This is a genomic window from Kurthia populi (assembly GCF_042686175.1).
GTDB classification, from domain to species: Bacteria; Bacillota; Bacilli; order Bacillales_A; family Planococcaceae; genus Kurthia; species Kurthia populi.
In genome coordinates this window covers 1-20123 of the sequence record NZ_JBHUOR010000140.1, presented here as the reverse complement: position 1 = coordinate 20123, position 20123 = coordinate 1, and the positions used below count along the sequence as shown (strand labels likewise).

The window sequence follows — 20123 nt, the reverse complement described above, 5'->3', positions numbered from 1 at the left end:
AAAATGGAACAATTATCAAATTTTAGAGATATGGGTGGCGTACAAACGATAGATGGCCATGTTGTAAAGGAAGGCCTGTTATTTCGCTGCGGTGCATTAGCTGATGCAACAGCTACGGATATTGCGACATTACAAACTATGAACATCAAAACGGTGATTGATTACCGCGATGATGTCGAAGCAGAAAAACAACCATCGCCTATTCTACCTGGTGTTAAGATGACCCGTATTCCCGCAAGAAAGGATACAACAGACGCGATGAAACGTATGTCGATGGAAGAAGTTTTTTCAAATCAAGCGGTACTTGAAAAAATCACACCGGACTTATTTGCTGATTTTTATGCGGAATTACCATTTGATAATGAAGTATATCGTGTATTACTTCAACAAGTAGCTGCTAAGAATGTCCCGCTCCTACATCACTGCTCAGCTGGTAAGGACCGAACAGGCGTCGGCGCGGCGCTGATTTATTTACTATTAGGTGTTAGTGAAGAAAAAATTATGGAGGAGTATTTATTAACGAATGCCTATATTGAAGAGCATCCACCGCGCTGGTATGTATTTGCGATGAATCATCTAGGTGATCATCCCACATTAAAAGCACTTGCAGGTTGTGATTCGCTCTTTTTAACACGTGTATTTGACACCATCAAAGCGCGGTATGGTACATACGAAGCGTATTTCCTAGCAGAGCATCAGCTAAATGCGGCACAAATTTCCGAGATTCGACACTTTTATACAAAATAAAGGACCTTCCTCTACGTATAATAGTCGTAGAGGATTTTTTATTATTACATAATAAAGGAGCATGACAATGAAACAGCTACTTATTGGAGTCATCACAGTAATCGTATGGGGCGTTACGGCATGGTTATGGGTACCGGTTATGACAGAATTATTAGCACCACTTAACTGGGGCGTGCATTTTGTTGGCGCATTGATGTTTGGCGCACTAATCGGTTTATTTGCATTACCATTTTTATTTGGGCAACAACGGGTAAAACCTTGGAAAGCAATGACTGCTTTCATTGCAATTGGTACGATTATCATGATGATTTTAGCAGAAATATAAGTATGAAAGAACAGAAGTCGTTCGCTGATTTCTGTTTTTTTATGTTTGAAGGCACAGAAAAATGTCATGAAGCGTTATATTTGTTACATATGCGTAATAAAAGTCGTAATTTTTAGATATTTTAGTTTATTTATCGAAAAAAAGAGGAAATTTAAATAGTAAGTTATGAATTCGAAGGAGGAGATTAAGGTGACATTAACAATTATGATTTCAGCGATAGTGATTTTTGCTATTTTCCCATTTCTTTTTATGTGGCTTTACCAACGCCAACAAGCAAAAGATTTAGAACGTGCGATGATCTATTTAAAACATTCCGCTATTCAATATCATAAAGAAGAAAAGTCGAATCCATCTTCTCAGCCAAAATTTGCAACAAAAAAAGCGTCCTAAGCAAGGCAGGGCGCTTTTTTATATTAAATTTGATACTCGTTCATTTTATTGTAAAGCCACGTGCGACTATAGCCAAGTTCTTTACACGTTTTTGATTTGTTGCCGCCATTGCGAGCAAGTGCCTCAACAATGAGTTGCCGCTCCTTATCGGCTAAGATAGATGCCATTGATTTGTCGTGAGTAATACGGGGCTGTACAACAGTTATCTGTTCACTGCTAAATAACGGCAATGTCTCACGTGTAATCCAGCCATCCACTGCTAAGTTAGCGGCACGCTCGAGCACATTATGAAGCTCTCGTACATTGCCGGGCCACGTATATTGCATTAAAGCAGACAATGCATTTTGCATAATGCCTTGCACATAAAAACCATCCGCGGCTAAGCCTTTTAAAATGGTTTCGACAATAGCCGGAATATCATCTAAACGGTCCCGAAGCGGCGGAATTTGAATCTGCATAATATTTAAACGGTAATATAAATCTTGCCGGAAAGTACCTTCTGCAATCATTTGCTCTAGATTGCGATTTGTTGCGGCGATAATTTTCGTCTGCAGCATGACTTTCTTCGCACTACCAACAGGCGAGAATTCTTTTTCTTGTAAGACACGTAAGAGCTTCGCCTGTAAATCGAGTGACATATCGCCAATTTCATCTAAAAATAAGGTGCCATTTTGCGCAATTTCAAATTTCCCCTTTTGACCACCACGTTTCGCGCCCGTAAAAGCCCCGTCTTCGTAACCAAAAAACTCCGATTCCATTAACTCTTTAGGAATGGCGGCACAGTTTACTTCTACAAAATGCCCTGTTTGTGCAGAGGCAACGTGAATACCGTGCGCAAATAATTCCTTGCCGGTACCACTCTCACCACGTAATAAAACAGTGGAACGACTTTTTGCGACAGCTTGTGCCTCTTGAATCGCCTGTGTAATGACATCTGAGGTGCCGGCAATACTCGCAAACGAATATTTCGTGCCTTTAATGGATTGAATTTCACTTTCATATTTTGTTACTTGTTTTTCAAGGTCGTTCACCCGTTTAAGCGCGCTTTGGAGCTGCTTTAAGCCACGATACGTAATTTTACAAATGATGCCGAGTGTTTGCTGCTGTGTGTCAAGCGGCATGAGTGTCACAAGGCATTGCATTCCCTGAATTGTCGCGGGTGTATTGACATAGTGGAGCCCTTTATCAAAAACGCCCGCAAAATCCAGGTCTGGCAGTAATGAACGAATCGGTTGCTCAAGCAATCGCTGCTGCTCTGTGTGAAAGAGCTCACAACTACCATTATTGACCATCGTAATACGTCCTTGCTCATCCGTTAAAATTAGGGCATCATACGCAAGTGCCATTATCGACTGAAGCTTTGCTTGCCATTCTTTCGATAATTTCAATTCATTCGTTAACGTTTCAAGATTCGTCCAATCCTCAACGACGATGACCATGCCGATATGCTGCTCTCTACGCTTTAGTGGAAAGCACTGCACAAGTAGTGTACGAGAAGGCAGTGTAAGCTTTTGGCGAATCGGCGCTAATTCCTCTCGTAGCATATTATCCGTAACAGAAAAAATCGCTTCGCGTTCTGCTTCACTTAACTCTTTATACAGTTTTTTTGCATTTTTATTTTGCGATAAAATCGTTTTATTTAAATCAAATGTCGCTAGCGCAAACGGCAAATGCTCAATAACGAGTTGCCATTGATTTTCAAGGCGTTCATATAAGTGATCATAGGCTGTCAAAATTTGTGATGTCGACAATAAACCAATCGGCTGATAGGCTGCATTCAAAATCGGCGCATGCCCGACATTATTGTTCATTAACGCTTCCTTAGCCTCTTCAATTGTTGCATCATCCTCTAAATAGACAACATCGCGTTTTACAAATGCTTCGATGTGATGTGACAGCGGTAATTGCTCATTAATCGCGCGCAATAGCCGGTTACGCGTCAAAATGCCAATCAGTTCCTGTGCTTCGTTAACAACAGGTAGCATATTAGCAGGTGCTTCTAAAAATAAATGAATCGCTTGCTGTAAAGTTGTCTCGCGCGTTAAAAAAGGGAAATCTTCTACCATAAATTCACGAATAAACATATGTACACCTCCATACTCTTTACAATATTGTACAGAAAAGTGAACAACTTTACAAAAATGTGCTCGAAAGTGAACAGTTTTTGTTGCAAAACAGGCATTATTTGTTGGCATGGTTCTTGCATTATATAAAGCACAAGCATAGAAGGAGTGATGAAGTATGATAACAAAACGACGTCAAGAAGATGATGATTTACTATTATTCCGAAAATCGATTCAAGGATTTGCGGATAAACATATTGCACCTTATTACGAAGAATGGGAAGATGCGGGCAGTGTACCACGTGATTTATGGACGAAATTAGGAGATGAGGGGCTTTTATGTATCGATATCCCTGAAGAATACGGTGGTACAGGCGTATCGTATCGTTATTCATCACTTGTGATCGATGAATTGACACGACTAGGCTATACGGCTATCGCCATTAATTTATCAGTTCACTCAAATATCGTGGCCCATTATGTACTAGGCTCAGGGACAGAAGAACAAAAACAACAGTATTTACCGAAGCTTGCATCAGGTGAATTAGTTGGGGCCATTGCGATGACAGAGCCCGGTGCGGGGAGTGACCTACAGGGTATTAAAACTACCGCAACATATGATGAAGCGAGTGATTCATACCGTATTAGCGGCTCGAAAACGTTTATTACGAACGGTCAGCTAGGCGATTTTATTATTGTCGCAGCATTGACCGATACATCTGTGAAAGCATCAAAAGGAACATCATTATTCATTTTAGATGACCCAACAGTTGCGGGCTTTGAACGCGGTAAAAACTTAAAGAAAATCGGCTTACACTCATGTGATACGTCTGAGTTATTCTTTGATGAAGTTGTGTTGCCGGCTTCGCATATTTTAGGCGTTAAAAATGAAGGCTTTGCGGTGTTAATGAATGAGTTGCCGCGTGAACGCTTAACATTAGCTGTTTGTGCACAAGGTGCGATGGAAGGCGCGATGGAGCAAACCATCCGTTATGTACAGGAGCGCGAGGCATTTAAGAAAAAAATTAGTGATTTCCAAAATACACGCTTTAAAATCGCGGAAATGCAGACGAAAGTACGTATGCACCGCGCCTTTGTCGATGAATGCATGACGTTGATTGAGCAAGATACACTGGATACAGCAACGGCAAGTATGGCGAAGCTGACGTGCTCAGAGGCACAAGGTGAAGTTATTGATGGCTGCCTACAATTATTCGGTGGCTACGGCTATATGACAGAGTATCCGATTGCACGTGCCTTTGTTGATGCGCGTGTACAACGAATTTATGGTGGTACATCCGAAATCATGAAACAAATTATTGCCAATGATATTTTAGGAAAGTAGGTGGCGCGATGCAGGGACCACTCGCAGGATTGAAAATACTCGATTTTTCGACGTTATTGCCAGGGCCATTTGCGACAATGCTACTCGCTGATTTAGGTGCAGACGTATTACATATTGAAGCACCAAATAAAGCAGATGTTGTAAAGGAACTCTCACCACAACTTGATAGCGGGGTTTCTGCGAGTTACGCCTATTTACATCGTGGCAAAAACACGCGGACACTTGATTTGAAAACAGTGGAAGGCTTGCGCGAAGTTGAGGATTTGTTATTAGAATATGATATTGTAGTTGAACAGTTTCGACCGGGCGTTATGGCGAAATTCGGGTTAGATTATCAGACGCTAAGTACACGATTTCCTGAACTAATTTATTGCTCAATTACTGGTTACGGGCAGTCGGGACCACTTGCGGAACATGCCGGGCATGATATTAATTATTTAGCCTTATCTGGTGTAGCCAATAGTTTACGTCGAGCCGGAGAGCGACCTGTAGCGAGTAGCTTACAGCTTGCAGATATAGCAGGTGGCGCGCTTCATGCGGTCATCGGTTTACTTGCAGCAGTCATTGAACGCGGGACAACAGGTAAGGGACAGCAAGTCGATATTAGTATGCTCGATGCGGCGTTGTCACTGCACCCATTATTTGGTCCGATGCAGCTCGCAACTAATCAAACGATCGAGCCAGAAGCGGAGGCGTTAAATGGTGGTAGCTTTTATGACTACTATGAAACGAAAGATGGCCGCTATGTGGGAGTCGGGTCACTCGAACCAAAATTCCAGCAACGCTTGAGTGAGGTTTTAGCGATTACAGATTGGTTTGAACTCGATGATGTGATGAAAAAACAACGGGTCGCACAGGCCATTTATGCGCATGATTTTTCGGAATGGCAAGCGATGTTAAGGAATGAGCCTGAACTCTGCATCACGCCTGTATTAACATTTTTAGAAGCCACACAGCAACCCCATGCACAAGCAAGAGGGCTTGTTGAAAATATGCAACTTGTGTCACCATTACGTTTTATTAAGACATCTACAGAGAAATCTAAATAGAAGGCTAATAGGGGGATGAACAATGAACATTGAACAAAAGGTAGCGATTGTAACAGGAGCGGCATCAGGACTAGGATTTGCGACAGCAAAAATGCTAGCGGATAACGGCGCAGTGGTACAAATCTTTGATGTCAACGAAGAAAATGGTCAAAAAGCAGCGACAGAAATCGGCGGCACATTCCACAAAGTTGATGTTACGAGTGAAGAGCAAGTGCAACAAGCGATTGACGCCATTATGGCGAAGCACGGGTATTTAGATATCGCTGTAAACTGTGCTGGTATCGGACCGCCCGCAAAAGTATTTGGTCGTAAAGGCGTGATGTCGCTTGATTTCTTTAAGAAAATTATCGATATTAATTTAATTGGAACATTTAATGTATTGCGCCTTGCGGTAGAACAAATGGCTAAAAATGAGCCGACGGACGAGCATCCAGATCGTGGAATTGTCATTAACACCGCTTCGATTGCCGCATTTGATGGCCAGATGGGACAAGCCGCATACAGCGCAAGTAAAGGTGCCATTGCGAGCATGGCTTTACCGATTGCCCGCGACCTCGCAAGCTTAAATATTCGTATTAATACGATTGCACCAGGATTATTTGAAACACCACTGATGCAAGGAATGCCAGAAAATGCGCTTGCTTCCTTACGCCAAATCCCAGAATATCCAAAACGTTTAGGGGATCCTTCTGAATATGCCTTTACGGTGAAATATATGATTGAGAGTGCGTATTTAAATGCGGAACTCATTCGTCTTGATGCAGCAACACGTATGCCTGCAAAATAATGGGTTATCAAAACCACAAATAACTACTATAATGTTAAGGAGCCAGCGATTTTTTGGCTCCTTACTTTTATTTTATAAGGAGGGACAAGATGGATACATCATCTGTCTTTGCGGCGGACTGCTTTTTACTCGCAGGGCGCTTACTCATGCAAAGCGGCGCAGAAACGTATCGTGCAGAAGATACAATGCTTCGCATGGCACGTTCACAGGGCTATCAGGATGCACAAAGTTTTGTGACACCAACCGGTATTATTTTTTCAGCTAGTCATGAAAGCCCGACACGTATTGCACAAATTCCACGACGCGCAACAGATTTATCAAAAATCGCTGAAATTAATACGATTTCTCGTGCACTAACAGCAAATCAATTATCAATTGAAGAAGCGTATGAACAATTAAAAACGCTTGAAAATAAAAATCTTTTTCGTTCAGAACTTGCACAAGTTATTTACGCAGCAATCGCAAGTGGTTGCTTCGTCATTCTTTTTATGGGTTCCGTTTGGGATATGCCAGCCGCAGCGATTGCGGGGGGCATCGGGCACTGGGTCTGCTTACGCGTAAATGCGATTACAAAGGTGAAGTTTTTTGCCGAATTTACTGCATCCATTGCAGTTGGTTTAATGACGCTACTCGCGCTCTATATAGGCTTTGGCTTTGAAGAGGATAAAATCATTATCGGCGCGGTTATGCCGCTTGTACCAGGCGTCCCGATTGCCAATGCGGTGCGTGACATGATGGCGGGGCATTTTGTATCCGGCGTCACAAAAGGCGCAGAGGCATCTCTTACAGCCCTAGCGATTGGTTCAGGTATCGCCTTTGTACTTATTTTATTTTAAGGAGACTTTGCTATGGATTATGTTTTACAACTTGTGTGTGCATTTGTTGCTACCTATGGCATTGCGATTATTTTCAACGTACCAAAATCAACACTCATTCCGTGTGGACTCGTTGGGATGATTGGGTGGCTCATTTATTACGCGATGATTCAGCAGCAAGTAGACAGTGTCACCGCATCGTTTTGCGGGGCATTTATTATTTCGATTGTGGCCCATTACCAAGCATTTAAACACAAAACACCGATGCTGATTTTTGTTGTAGGGGGTATTATCCCACTTGTACCCGGGGGCTTAGCGTATGAGGCAATGCGTCATGTTGTCGCAAACGAATACAATGAGTCACTACAATTTTTCTTAAAAACTGGCATTATTACGGGTGCAATTGTAATGGGACTTGTAATCGCTGAAGTATTAGTACAGATGTATCGCAAAATGATGACGCGCTTAAAAAAGGCCAAAACACTAAACTGACAAGAGCTTAGCCATAGAGGCAGGGCTCTTTTTTTATTTATTTTTAAATTTTCTGATAAATATCATTGACGACTGTTTCAAACTGTTATATATTATTTTTATAAAAGATATTTGTTATATAACAACTAACACATTCAGAGAGGATTGGTAAAAATGGATATGTATCGTGAAGGGTATCGAATTTATTGCGAGGCTTGTGAACAGTATGGACTGCAGTCGATGAATTTTCATTTGTACGTAAAAAACTTAACAGAGGAGCAACTACATGCCTATAATACGCATAAAAAATGTGAAGTCGCCGTCTAGCGTACGACCGCTCTATTCGCCTAATCTCAACTTATTTCATTCGTAAAATAAGTCGAGGTTAGGCGATTTTATTTATTTTCTCTAGAAAAAGCGTTTACATCCGAACGTTTTTATGGAATACTATAGAACAATTGAATATGTAGAAGTGCCCAATTGGGATAATAGGGAAGATTGGTGAAAAGCCAACGCAGCCCCGCTACTGTATGTGTGATGAAATAGTTTTGTGCATTGTTGCTTGCGATAAAGCAATGAGAAGCCGCTAGAGTAAAAAGATCACGAGCCAGGAGACCTGCTTCTACATCGTTAACAAACTTCGAGGGGAAGTGGTGTTTTGCAAGCTTTTTTGGCTTATTATATATAGTTGTCCTCCCTAAGAATTGTTGCGTGAAAATTCTAAAAAATCAGGGGAGGATTTTTTTATGTTCAAAAACAAATGGGTAGCATCTTCAGTTGTGGTAGCACTTACATTAAGCGCTGTGCCAGCTTGGAGTGCACAAGCACAAGAAGTCACACCAATCGCTAGCAATACAGCATCGGCGGTATCATATACGGCAGCATTAAATGATGCGTCGGCATTTACGTACGCGATGGCAAAAACACCAACAACCGATTTAGGGAGCTCGGTACTGACATTAGCGAAAGCCAATTTCCCTGTAGCGAAAAATTATTACGATACATACTATCAAACCGTAGAAGCGGAAGCAAAAAATGATTTTGCAAGCTTTTCTGCTGTTAGTAAATACGCAACAACTGTGCTTGCGGTGACAGCCATCGGCAAGGATGCAACGAATGTAGGCGGCGTTAACTTAATCGAAAAAATGGTCGCTTATGCACAACAACAAAAAGCAAAAGGCGATGTAGATACGGCATTTGAGCTATTAGAAATGGATTACTACTGGCTATTAACAGCGCTTGATGCCAACGATTATGCGGTGCCTAAAGCGAATGAAGCGGATTTCTCACGTGAAGCAATCGTAGACTTCCTTGTAACTAAAGCTTATTCAGACGGTGGCTTCTCATGGGGCTCATCAAGTGAATGGGCAACGGGTGCCGATGTCGATTCAACGGCAATGGCGATCACAGCACTTGCGCCCTATAAAACACAACCAGCTGTAGATAAGGTCATCACAAAAGGCTTGGCATTTATGCAGTCACAATTAAGCGACCAGGCCGGCTTCTATAGTGAATGGGCAAAAGGAGATAGTCCAGAATCTGTTTCACAGCTTATTATTGCGCAATTAGCACTTGGCATTAATCCACAGCAACACGAGCAGTTTGTGTTAGCGAATGGTGCATGGACGGTATCAAACTTATTAACAAGTTATGATAAAGCACAGCATGCGTTTAAAAACTCGGCACAAGGTACAGTGAACCAAATCTCAAACGTACAAGCTGCACAAGCACTAACCGCATATGCACAACAAACACCATACTATGATTTATCAGCAGTGGACGCAACAAAATTTAACTATGATACAACTGCACCGGTAGCCGCAAAGATTTCTGCAGTGTCGGATAAATCAACAATGCTAAAAGGCACAGCTGAGAAATATGCGACGGTGACAGTGAAATCTAGTAAAAAAGTGCTTGCAACGACATTAGCAGATGGCACAGGACGCTACGATTTAGCGATTGCGAAGCAAAAAGCTGGCACTAAATTAGTCGTGACGGTAACAGACGCTGCGGGCAATACCTCAAAAGTTAAAACGGTCACAGTAGCGGATAAAACGGCACCTGCTGTGGCGAAAGTGAATACGGTAAAAGCAGGTACGAAATATGTGACTGGTAAAGCTGAAAAAGGTGCAACAGTAATCGTTCAAGTAAACGGCAAAAAATATCGCACGAAAGCATCATCAACAGGCAAATTCAGCGTAAAAATTCCAAAGCAACAAACGAAAAAAGCATTGTTAGTAATGGTAAAAGATACGGCTGGCAACAAATCAAAAACGCTGAAAGTACGTGTAAAATAATGAGTTTTGTCACTGTAGGGGGCTGGAATTTCCAGCGCCCTCTTTGACGTATAAGGAGGATTTTTAGATGAAACGCTTATTAGGAGGAATGTTAGCCGCTTCGATGCTACTTAGTGCGTGCAACGTGCAATCCGTTGATGAATATGAAAAAGAAAAAGCGCGCTTAGAAAGTGAGCAAGCTGCAACTGCATCATCGACAGTAAATGAAACGAGTTCGGCACAACAAGAACCCGTAGAGGCTGCAAACAAACAGAAATCGAGCGAGGATGCACAAGAACGAAAGGATAAAGCAGAAATAAAGCCGGATGACAAGGAAGCTATCGATAAGCAGGTTGATAAAGAAAAGATTATAGAAGATACAGATAAGGTAGCTACACCTGCAGCGCCAGCAAAAACAGAGGAGCAGCAAACGAACGACGCGAAACCAGCGGCAGAAGAAAAAACGGCAACGCCAAAAGAAGCCACTGCACAGGATGAAAAATCTACTACTTCAGCGGCCGATACTACTAATAAACAGCCAACGTCAGCGGATAAAACAACAAGCGAACATCAAAAGCCTGCAACAACTGCACCTGTGAAGCAACCGACGCCTGATAATACCGCGAAACCGAAGCCGACAACACCACAAAAAGAAGATAAAAAAGAAACGGTGACGGTGTCAGTACGCGTGGATACATTGCTGCAGCAGGAGCATTTCAATCGCTTACCTGAAGCACTGCAAAGCACAAAATATGTTCCGTCAAACGGCATTATTTTAAAAGCAGGCACGTACACGATTGAAAAAGGAGATAGTGCCTGGACGGCAACGCGAAAAGCCTTGCAAAAACATGGCATCCACTTCGAATATGAAGGCGAAGGGGAATCAGGCTATGGTTCTGTTTATGTAGAAGGCATCAATCATATTTATGAAAAGCAAGCGGGTAGCCTATCTGGCTGGATGTTTGCCGTTAACGGTAAAGCACCTGGTGTCGGGGCATCAGCATATGATATAAAAGATGGCGATAAAATTACGTGGCATTATACGACGAATTTAGGGCGCGATATTGGCCTTGCAGATCAGTAGGTGGCGCTATGTATAGTTTAAATACATTACATCCAATCGTATTATTTAGTTATTTTGCGGTCATTACGGGATTGACGATGTTTTATATGCATCCTGTGTTACTAATTATCTCACTCATTTGTGCCATTTTACTAAATGTTGCCATTGATGCACGCGCATTTACGGCGTCTTTAAAATGGTTTGTGCCATTTGCGCTAATTGCAGCGCTCATCAATCCATTGATTAGTCATGACGGGGAAATCGTGCTGTTTTACGTCAACTACCAGCCAATTACACTTGAAGCAATCATTTATGGCTTGGCGATGAGTTGTATGCTACTGGCGGTACTATTTTGGTTTAATGCGTTCAGCAAGCTCATGACGACCGATAAATTCATTTATTTATTCGGTAAAATCTCACCGGCAGTTGCATTGTTAATTTCGGTGACGATGCGCCTCATTCCGCGTTTCAAGCAACAACTTCATTTAATTATGAATGCCCAAAAAGCGATTGGTATGGACCCAAGTGTTGGGAACATGTGGCAACGCATTAAAAGTGCGATGCGCGTATTATCAATTTTAGTATCATGGGCACTTGAAAATGGCATTGAAAGTGCAGATTCGATGAAGGCGCGTGGCTATGGGCTTTCAGGGCGTTCAACATTTTCGATTTTTATTTTTACGAAACGCGATGGCTCGCTACTTGCATTAATTGCCTCATTTTTTGCTATCCAACTGTTTGCTTCTTGGCACGATTGGAATGATTTTTATTTTTACCCAACGTTTAGTGGGCTCTCATGGCAGTGGCCACAGCTCATCGTTTATAGTAGCTACGCCGTCTTAGCGTTACTACCATTATTACTTGAATTACAGGAGGTGCGCAAATGGCGTTCATTAACTTCAAAGATTTCGATTTCACGTATCCACTCGCCAAACGACCTGCATTAAAACAGCTGAATTTAGCAATTGAACAAGGTGAATTTGTCGTTTTTTGTGGGGTTTCAGGCTGTGGGAAAACAACATTATTAAAACAATTAAAACAAGAACTTGCACCCCATGGCGAACGAAGCGGGGACATTTTCTTAAACAATCAAGCACTCGATTCGCTGACCGAACGTGAGCGAGCTGAGAAAATTGGCTATGTGCTACAAAATCCAGAAAATCAACTTGTTACCGATAAAGTGTGGCATGAGCTCGCATTTGGGCTCGAAAATTTAGGGGTCGAGCCGAGTACGATTCGACGACGCGTTGCGGAAATGGCGAATTTCTTTGGTATCCAAGGCCTATTTCATGCGGATACGATGCATTTATCGGGTGGTCAAAAACAATTACTTAATTTGGCTAGTGTTATGGTCATGCAGCCAGAGGTTTTAATTTTAGATGAACCGACATCGCAGCTAGACCCGATTGCGGCAACGGAATTTATTCAAACGCTGCAAAAATTAAATAAAGAGCTCGGCTTAACGATTTTATTAGTCGAGCATCGCCTAGAAGAAGTATATCCACTTGCAGACCGCGTCGTCATGCTTGAACAAGGTGAAATAATCGCCAACGGTACACCGAAAGCCGTTGCGAGTGAGCTACAAGCAATTGACCGCGAGCACCCGATGCTACTCGGTTTACCGACGCCATTGCGTATTCATCATGCCTTGCAGCTACAAGATGACGCTCCGCTAACGATTCGTGAAGGACGCGCATGGCTAACAAAGCATTTCGTACAAGGAACGGCGCGTATGCCAAACTCAGCTGTATCGCATGACCCCATTTTAGAAGTGAAAAAAGGCTGGTTCCGCTACGAAGCAAAAGGCCATGATATTTTAAAAGAATTTGATTTGACGCTAGAGCGTGGGGAAATTTTCACGTTGCTTGGTGGAAACGGTTCGGGCAAATCAACGGCAATGCAAGTGATGGCTGGCTTAATGCCGCTTTATCGTGGACAGGTGTTACTTGAAGGGCGTGTGCTTAAAAAATATCGCCAAAAAGAGTTATATCGTCAGTTTATTGGGGTGCTACCACAAAATCCACAAACGATTTTTGTCGCAAAAACCGTACGCAAGGAATTTGAAGATTTAGCGTCAATTTGGACCATACCGGAGGCACAAAAACAAGCTAAAATCGCCGCGATGGTCGCACAGCTCGGAATTGAACATGTGCTTGAGCAGCATCCTTTTGATTTAAGTGGTGGCGAGCAGCAAAAGGTCGCGCTCGCGAAAGTGCTGTTAAACGAGCCAAAAATTTTATTGTTAGATGAGCCAACGAAGGGTATGGATGGCGCCTCAAAACGCGTTTTCGCCGAAATTTTACAGCAGTTAAAAGCGCAAGGCTTAACGATTTTCATCGTGACTCATGATGTCGAGTTTTCAGCGGAGTTTGCGGATCGCGCAGCCTTATTTTTCGATGGTAATATCGTGTCGGTAGATGACCGCGTCGCCTTTTATAGCGGCAATCATTTTTATACGACCGCTACGCACCGTATGAGCCGTCACGTCGTTGAGCACGCGATTACGCCATCGCAACTCATTCAATATTATGAGGAGGGTGTGCTCGTTGAAAGCTAAACAACTCGTTTCACTTAGTATTATTTTTATCGCCATTCCACTATTACTAATAGTCGGCGCAACATTGTTAAAAGATAATAAATACAATATTATTTCGATGATCGTCGTGCTATTAGCTTGCGTGCCCTTTTTCTTACAATTTGAACGCCGCAAGCCACATGCGCGCGAAATTATGATTATCGCGGTCATGTCAGCCATTTCCGTCGCAGGGCGCGTTGCTTTTGCGTGGGTACCTGCGTTTAAACCGGTGACGGCGATTACGGCGATTACCGGTTTTAAAATGGGACCAGAAGCGGGCTTTTTAACCGGGGCTGTGTCAGCCATCGCATCAAATATGCTATTTGGGCAAGGGCCGTGGACACCTTTTCAAATGTTTACATGGGGCATCATTGGCTACATTGCTGGTTGGCTCGGTAAAACTTCTTTAATGGAGACAAAAATCGGTCTTATTTTATACGGCATTATCGCCGGGGTATTGTTCTCATTCATTATGGATATTTGGACGGTCATGTCGTATGATGGCGCATTTTCGTGGACGCGTTATTTACAAGCAGCTGGGACGGCACTACCATTTACAATTGCTTACGCTGTATCAAATGTTGTCTTTTTATTACTGTTAACGAAACCTATTGGTGAAAAGTTAGAGCGTATTCAAATAAAATATGGTCTAATTGGCAATAAAGTGAAAGAATCTGCACGCTAGCGGATTCTTTTTTTGTGTAAATTTCGTATAATAAGGCTAATAGGAGGGATGGCAATGCGACGACGAATCATTTCGATAGCAGCAATCTGTGCGGTTTTAACTGGTCCTTCATTCGGAGCGGTTGCGCAGGCACAACCGCTTTATACAGAAGAAGTACCAACGAAACATCTAAAGAAATTAACAATTCCGGTGGCGTGGGCCAATGGCTATTCAGGTAAAGGTATTCGTGTGGCGATTATCGATACAGGGGTTAATAAAAACAGTAAACTATTATCAAATGTTAAGGAGCGCTATAGTTTTACGACCGACAATCCTTATACGAAAAAAATCAATGAAGGCGATGTGCTCGACCGATTTGAAGAGGGGCATGGTACGGGCGTTGCGGGCATTATTGGCGCAAAGCCTATTAAAGACAATGAAGATTTTTCGATTTTCAGTGTTGCCCCGAAGGTAACCATTGCATCGTATAAATATAAAGATGGCACTGAGGACGGCGATGTTAAAGAATTAATTGAAGCGGTAGACCAAGCCATTTCGGACAAGGCAGATATTATTTCAATTTCATCGGGGCTTCAAAGTGATATTCCAGCTCTTCATCGCGTCATAAAAAAAGCCTATGCGAAAAATATCGTCGTTGTGGCATCTGCAGGGAATAATAAAATGAAAAGCGTCACTTATCCAGCGCGCTATAAAGAAGTCATTGCAGTGACGTCAATTTCAGCAAAAAATAAACGTAGTACCTTTGCAAACTATGGAAGCGGCATCGATTTTGTGGCACCTGGGGAAAATATTCCAACCATTGCGGTCAATGGCGAGCTTTATACGGCAAGTGGGACCTCTTTTGCGACACCATTTATTACAGGGATGGTAGCATTATTAAAAGAGCAGTATCCGTATAGTACGCCGCAGCAACTAAAAGAAAAATTGATTGCCAGCTCAAAAGATTTAGGTGTGGAAGGCTATGATACGACATTTGGCTATGGTATGCCGCATTATACATATGTCGAACCACAAAGCTCTCTTGCACCGTCATCCTTTAAGGTAAGCGGTATTACGGATCATACAGCGATTTTAAAATTTACGAAATCGGCAGAGGATACATGGGATTCACTTATTATCTCGCTGCATGACGAGGAAATCGCCCGGACGAAAAAAACGTCGTACACATTGAAAAATTTAACGGCGGATGAGGTGCAGTTAGTATCTGTGCGCGCATTAAATGCGCAAGGGGATGCGGCAGAGCCTGTTGAAGCGACTTTTATTACGAAAGTCGATACGACACCTCCTACACAGGCAACAAATATTCAATTTCGCGTTGCTACAAACAAAAAAGCGCGCATTTCTTGGGATGTAAAGAACACACCCGACTATGCGTATGCTAAAATTTATTTAGACGGCCAGTATGTAGGAAAGTCGAGAACATCTAGTTTTACAACGAAAAAGCTCGCAACGAAAAAAACGTATAAAGCGAGCGTGGTTGTCTATGACACAAGCGGTCTTTCCTCATCAAAAGTAACGGCTAAGCTGGCCATTCATTAGGGAGTGATAGCGTGAAAGAGAAAACATTCCAACAAGCAGTCGGATTTAGCGTTAAAGATACGATTGCCCTTTATTTTTTATATGAAGTACAAAAAGGACCGAAATATCCGCGTGAAGTGTATTTTAGTTTTTTAGATACATTCCCTGGGCGCTCGGTAGGATACGAATATGTCGCACGCGTTGCGAAAAACTTAGAAGGGGAAGGCGCGATGTCCTCGCATTTAGAAGGAAGAAAAGTATGCTACTCGATTACAGAAATCGGGCAGCAACGCCTTGCGAGGTATCGGGAGCTGTATTATCACCGCTTTTATGAAATCGTCCTTGTCCTTGATCGCTTCTTTTATGAACTGACGAAAAATGGCGATAAACCGCCGCGTCCGGACCATTTATTACCGGAGGAATTTCGTAGCTACTTTTCAAAATTGATTTCGATTAAAGACATCGTGCGCTATATGATTTTTCGCATGGCGCAGACACGAACGACATTTTCAATGGCAGAAGTCGAAAAGCAAATGCTCGACCAATATGGCTGGGCGCCGTCAAACGGTTATTTATATAATGTTTCATGGGAGCTTGAGGAAGAGGATTATATTATCGGACGTTGGCCAGATGAGCGTCGTACAAAGCGTGAACTACGCGGTACGGACCGCGGTAATGAATTTTTCGAGGTCATTGCTGAATCGCTGACACATCAAATTACGACGAATCGTCGCTATGTGCATTATATGTTGAAATTTTGCCGCCAGTCAGAAAATGCCAAATTAGATTGAAATATCTGAAAATGTTTTGTATAATGACTACAATCACGATATAAAACACGTGGATGAGGGAGAGTACGAGCAACCGCATGACTAAGAGCGACCTAGGAATGGTGTGAGCCTAGGAGCATGTCTGCTAGGAATGGGCCTCAGAGTGGTTTCTTGAATGACAGTAGGGAAATCCGGTCGTACACCGTTATGTATGAGTGACAGCGAGTAGCTGTAATCGAGGTGGTACCGCGGATTCCATTCGTCCTCTATCGCGTTCTTAGGAGCGCGGTAGAGGACTTTTTTTAATGGATGGATTTCTCTATGACCGAGCAGAGAGAGCTAGTTTAGAGAGGATTGAAACACATGACAGTAGAGCAGAGAGAAAAAGTTTTTATTCAAAAGGATATTCCGGGAGATATGGTGACACCGATTTCACTGTATCATTCGTTATACGGCAAGAAAAAGATTTTATTTGAATCAAGTGCAAAGCATGAGGAAAGCGGTCGTTATTCATTTGTTGCTGCGAATCCCATTAAAGAGTTGATTTCAACGGCAGACGAAGTCATCGTTGTTGAAGCGGATGGCTCACGTAGCCTGCAAAAAAAGCCGGCATTTGATGTTATTCGTGAATTGATTCCGGGGAATGTGCAGCAACTACCCTTTTCATTTTATGGTGGTGCCATTGGCTATGTAGGGTATGAGACAGCCTTTTACCATGAGCAAATTGGGCAGATGCTAGAGGATGAACTCGACATGCCAGATATGCATTTATTATTTTTCGACCGCTTCATCGTTTTTGACCATGTACTGCAAAAGTTATCGGTCGTTGCAATTGACTTATTTGATGAGGGAAAAACGAAAACAGAGCTTGAACATATTGTTGATAGCATGATTCATCAAATCGAGCATCCAACACTGATTGCGCCGCAGGAACTTGACGAAGTATCCTTTACCTCCTCGATTACCGAAGAACACTTTTGTGACATGGTAAAACAGGGACAGGAACATATTAAGCGCGGCGACATTTTTCAAATTGTGCTATCACAGCGTTTTTCCGCTCCGTTTAATGGCAATCCAATGAGCTTGTATCGTAAGCTACGTCTAAGTAATCCATCGCCATATATGTATTATTTGGATTTTGATGGCTATACGATTTTAGGAACATCGCCAGAGAGTCTTGTGAAGGTGAACAAGCGTCTTGTAACAACAAACCCGATTGCCGGTACACGTCGCCGTGGTAAAACGACTGCGGAGGATGAGGCGCTTGAGCGAGAGCTGTTAGCAGATGAAAAGGAACTAGCAGAGCATCGTATGCTTGTTGATTTAGGACGTAATGATGTAGGGCGACTTGCGAAGGTTGGCTCGGTTCATGTTAATAAATATATGAAAATTGAGCGCTACAAATATGTCATGCATATCGTTTCAGAAGTAACGGGTGAATTACGCGAGGATGTGCATCCGATTGATGTCTTACAGGCGACATTACCAGCAGGTACGGTATCAGGTGCACCGAAAATTCGTGCGATGCAATTAATTAATGGCTTAGAATCTGTAAAACGAGGTGTGTATGCCGGTGCGGTTGGGTATTTATCTGTATCGGGTGATTTAGATATGGCACTCGCGATTCGTACAATGGTTGTGACAAAGGGCAAAGCCCATGTTCAAGCAGGGGCTGGGGTTGTTTATAATTCGATTCCCATAAATGAATACGAAGAGACCATCAACAAAGCAAAAGCATTATTGGAGGTGCAGGACGTATGATTTTATTAATCGATAATTACGACTCATTTACGTATAACTTATACCAGCAAGTAGCGGCACTTGGGCGTGAGGTAGTCGTTGTACGAAACGATAAAGTAACCATTGAAGCGATTCGGACAATGCAGCCAGAAGCCATTATTTTATCACCCGGTCCAGGGACACCAGACGAAGCGGGCATTACACTTGAAGTCATTCGCTCATTGTATAAGGAATTTCCGATTCTTGGCATTTGCCTCGGTCACCAGTCAATCGGGCAAGCATTTGGGGCTAAAATTGTCCGTGCCGAGCGCATTATGCACGGCAAGTTTTCGACGCTAACGATTCATTCACGCGATGATTTATTTGCGAATGCATCCGAAACGCCACAAGTAATGCGCTATCATTCATTAGTCATCGACCCGAAAACGATGCCAGAAGAGCTTATTGCAACAGCAACCGCTTCGGACGATTATGAAATTATGGCACTGCGTCACCGCGACTATCCGGTTTATGGTATGCAGTATCACCCTGAATCGATTGGTACAGAGGAAGGCAATGCGATGATTCAAGCATTTTTAAATCAGTTACGTCATGTTCATGTTTAAAGTAAAGAGGTTGTCCGCTTGGGCAACCTCTTTTTAGGCCAAGAAAGGAGTGACATAGTATGCAACAGCAAGAACCGCGCAAAGCGATGCAGCTTTATTTATCGATGCCCATTGTAGCATGGGCGCTCTTTGATTTAGCCAATACGATTTTTTCATCGAATATTAATACGATTTTCTTCCCATTTTATATGAATGACACACTCGGCACAGACGAAGTAAAGCAGCAGGTGGCAAGTACTTTTATTTCATACGCCAATGCGGTGGCGAGTATTTTACTCGTGATTTGCTCGCCGCTTTACGGGGTACTCGTTGACCGGACAGGATTAAAAAAACGCTATACGATGTATTTCACACTATTTTCGGTTGGCTTTACGATTTTAATGGGCGTCTTTGGTAAGATAAGCTTTGATAGTACCCTTTTTGGTGTACCGATGAGTCTTGCGCTCGTTGTCCTTGCGTATGTTTTCGCTAAATTCTTTTATAATTCAAGCCTCGTATTTTATGACTCGATGCTACCGGACCTTGGGAATGATAAAGAAATCCCGCTTATTTCTGGTTATGGTGTCGCACTTGGCGGTGTCGGGACCCTCATTGGGCTACTCGTCTATCCAATCTCGATTAAATGGAGTAATGTGGATACATTTATTCCGACCGCGCTCTTATTTTTACTGTTTTCATTGCCCTTATTTTTTTTCTTAAAGGATAAGCCGAAACCAAAAGTTGAGCGCATTCCATTTTTCACAGGCTATAACGATATTATAGTAACACTAAAGGATATGAAAAAGCATAAAGCGATTTTGAAGTGACCCCTAATTGTTAGACACGGTTATTTTGTTTAAGCAGCTTGTATAAAATGAGTTCGGTATTGTACCGGGCTCATTTTTAATTTTGCCTTAATT

General features: G+C 42.5%; 20 protein-coding genes, 1 riboswitch and 1 other annotated feature. Of the genes, 19 read left to right on the top strand and 1 reads right to left on the bottom strand.

The window, feature by feature from the left end:
• Window positions 1-3 precede the first annotated feature (3 nt).
• The 3 genes from ACFSY7_RS18495 to ACFSY7_RS18485 all read left to right on the top strand — a co-directional run bounded on the left by ACFSY7_RS18495 (window position 4) and on the right by ACFSY7_RS18485 (window position 1462).
• Window positions 4-747, top strand: coding sequence for a tyrosine-protein phosphatase (locus tag ACFSY7_RS18495; protein WP_380149109.1), 744 nt, complete (start codon window positions 4-6; stop codon window positions 745-747).
• A 67-nt stretch (window positions 748-814) separates the two neighbouring features.
• Window positions 815-1072: a hypothetical protein gene (locus ACFSY7_RS18490; protein WP_380149108.1), complete on the top strand. Its 258-nt coding sequence runs from the start codon at window positions 815-817 to the stop codon at window positions 1070-1072.
• Window positions 1073-1261: 189 nt separating this feature from the next.
• Window positions 1262-1462 (top strand): hypothetical protein, encoded by a 201-nt coding sequence (locus ACFSY7_RS18485; RefSeq protein WP_380149107.1) that lies wholly within the window; start codon window positions 1262-1264, stop codon window positions 1460-1462.
• Window positions 1463-1485: 23 nt separating this feature from the next.
• Here ACFSY7_RS18485 and ACFSY7_RS18480 read toward each other — a convergent pair whose 3' ends face one another.
• Window positions 1486-3546: a sigma 54-interacting transcriptional regulator gene (locus tag ACFSY7_RS18480; protein WP_380149105.1), complete on the bottom strand. Its 2061-nt coding sequence runs from the start codon at window positions 3544-3546 to the stop codon at window positions 1486-1488.
• Between the two features lie 157 nt (window positions 3547-3703).
• Between ACFSY7_RS18480 and ACFSY7_RS18475 the strand changes: the two genes are divergently transcribed.
• From ACFSY7_RS18475 to ACFSY7_RS18400, 16 genes are all read left to right on the top strand, one after another.
• Complete coding sequence (locus tag ACFSY7_RS18475) at window positions 3704-4870, top strand: acyl-CoA dehydrogenase family protein (RefSeq protein ID WP_126990094.1); 1167 nt, start codon at window positions 3704-3706, stop codon at window positions 4868-4870.
• 8 nt (window positions 4871-4878) lie between these two features.
• The gene (locus tag ACFSY7_RS18470) at window positions 4879-5919 is read left to right on the top strand and encodes a CaiB/BaiF CoA transferase family protein (protein WP_380149103.1); all 1041 of its coding nucleotides are present in this window, start codon (window positions 4879-4881) and stop codon (window positions 5917-5919) included.
• A 22-nt stretch (window positions 5920-5941) separates the two neighbouring features.
• A complete protein-coding gene (locus ACFSY7_RS18465) occupies window positions 5942-6706 on the top strand; it encodes an SDR family NAD(P)-dependent oxidoreductase (protein WP_380149101.1) in 765 nt (254 codons plus the stop codon).
• An 89-nt stretch (window positions 6707-6795) separates the two neighbouring features.
• Window positions 6796-7542, top strand: coding sequence for a threonine/serine exporter family protein (locus ACFSY7_RS18460; RefSeq protein ID WP_380149099.1), 747 nt, complete (start codon window positions 6796-6798; stop codon window positions 7540-7542).
• A 12-nt stretch (window positions 7543-7554) separates the two neighbouring features.
• On the top strand, window positions 7555-8013 hold the full coding sequence (locus tag ACFSY7_RS18455; protein ID WP_380149097.1) for a threonine/serine exporter family protein: 459 nt from the start codon (window positions 7555-7557) through the stop codon (window positions 8011-8013).
• A 153-nt stretch (window positions 8014-8166) separates the two neighbouring features.
• Window positions 8167-8319: a transcriptional regulator gene (locus tag ACFSY7_RS18450; protein ID WP_126990089.1), complete on the top strand. Its 153-nt coding sequence runs from the start codon at window positions 8167-8169 to the stop codon at window positions 8317-8319.
• 126 nt (window positions 8320-8445) lie between these two features.
• A riboswitch (cobalamin riboswitch) is annotated at window positions 8446-8630 on the top strand.
• 108 nt (window positions 8631-8738) lie between these two features.
• Window positions 8739-10289, top strand: a complete 1551-nt coding sequence (locus tag ACFSY7_RS18445; protein WP_380149095.1) for an Ig-like domain-containing protein — start codon at window positions 8739-8741, stop codon at window positions 10287-10289.
• 67 nt (window positions 10290-10356) lie between these two features.
• Window positions 10357-11352 (top strand): DUF4430 domain-containing protein, encoded by a 996-nt coding sequence (locus ACFSY7_RS18440; protein ID WP_126990087.1) that lies wholly within the window; start codon window positions 10357-10359, stop codon window positions 11350-11352.
• 8 nt (window positions 11353-11360) lie between these two features.
• Window positions 11361-12278 carry an energy-coupling factor transporter transmembrane component T gene (locus tag ACFSY7_RS18435; protein ID WP_380149093.1) on the top strand — a complete coding sequence of 306 codons (918 nt, stop codon included), beginning with the start codon at window positions 11361-11363 and terminating at the stop codon, window positions 12276-12278.
• The gene (locus ACFSY7_RS18430; protein ID WP_380149091.1) at window positions 12215-13888 is read left to right on the top strand and encodes an ABC transporter ATP-binding protein; all 1674 of its coding nucleotides are present in this window, start codon (window positions 12215-12217) and stop codon (window positions 13886-13888) included. The genes ACFSY7_RS18435 and ACFSY7_RS18430 overlap by 64 nt, the downstream gene beginning before the upstream one ends.
• Window positions 13878-14591, top strand: a complete 714-nt coding sequence (locus tag ACFSY7_RS18425; RefSeq protein ID WP_233600538.1) for an ECF transporter S component — start codon at window positions 13878-13880, stop codon at window positions 14589-14591. The genes ACFSY7_RS18430 and ACFSY7_RS18425 overlap by 11 nt, the downstream gene beginning before the upstream one ends.
• A 54-nt stretch (window positions 14592-14645) precedes the next feature.
• Window positions 14646-16130 (top strand): S8 family serine peptidase, encoded by a 1485-nt coding sequence (locus ACFSY7_RS18420; RefSeq protein ID WP_380149088.1) that lies wholly within the window; start codon window positions 14646-14648, stop codon window positions 16128-16130.
• An 11-nt stretch (window positions 16131-16141) separates the two neighbouring features.
• Complete coding sequence (locus tag ACFSY7_RS18415) at window positions 16142-16900, top strand: hypothetical protein (RefSeq protein ID WP_380149086.1); 759 nt, start codon at window positions 16142-16144, stop codon at window positions 16898-16900.
• Between the two features lie 41 nt (window positions 16901-16941).
• Window positions 16942-17149 (top strand) — a binding site (T-box leader).
• Window positions 17150-17242: 93 nt separating this feature from the next.
• Window positions 17243-18640: an anthranilate synthase component I gene (trpE, locus tag ACFSY7_RS18410; RefSeq protein WP_126990082.1), complete on the top strand. Its 1398-nt coding sequence runs from the start codon at window positions 17243-17245 to the stop codon at window positions 18638-18640.
• Complete coding sequence (locus ACFSY7_RS18405) at window positions 18637-19224, top strand: anthranilate synthase component II (protein WP_139992119.1); 588 nt, start codon at window positions 18637-18639, stop codon at window positions 19222-19224. The genes trpE and ACFSY7_RS18405 overlap by 4 nt, the downstream gene beginning before the upstream one ends.
• Window positions 19225-19283: 59 nt before the next feature.
• Window positions 19284-20030, top strand: coding sequence for an MFS transporter (locus tag ACFSY7_RS18400; RefSeq protein ID WP_380149085.1), 747 nt, complete (start codon window positions 19284-19286; stop codon window positions 20028-20030).
• Window positions 20031-20123 lie beyond the last annotated feature (93 nt).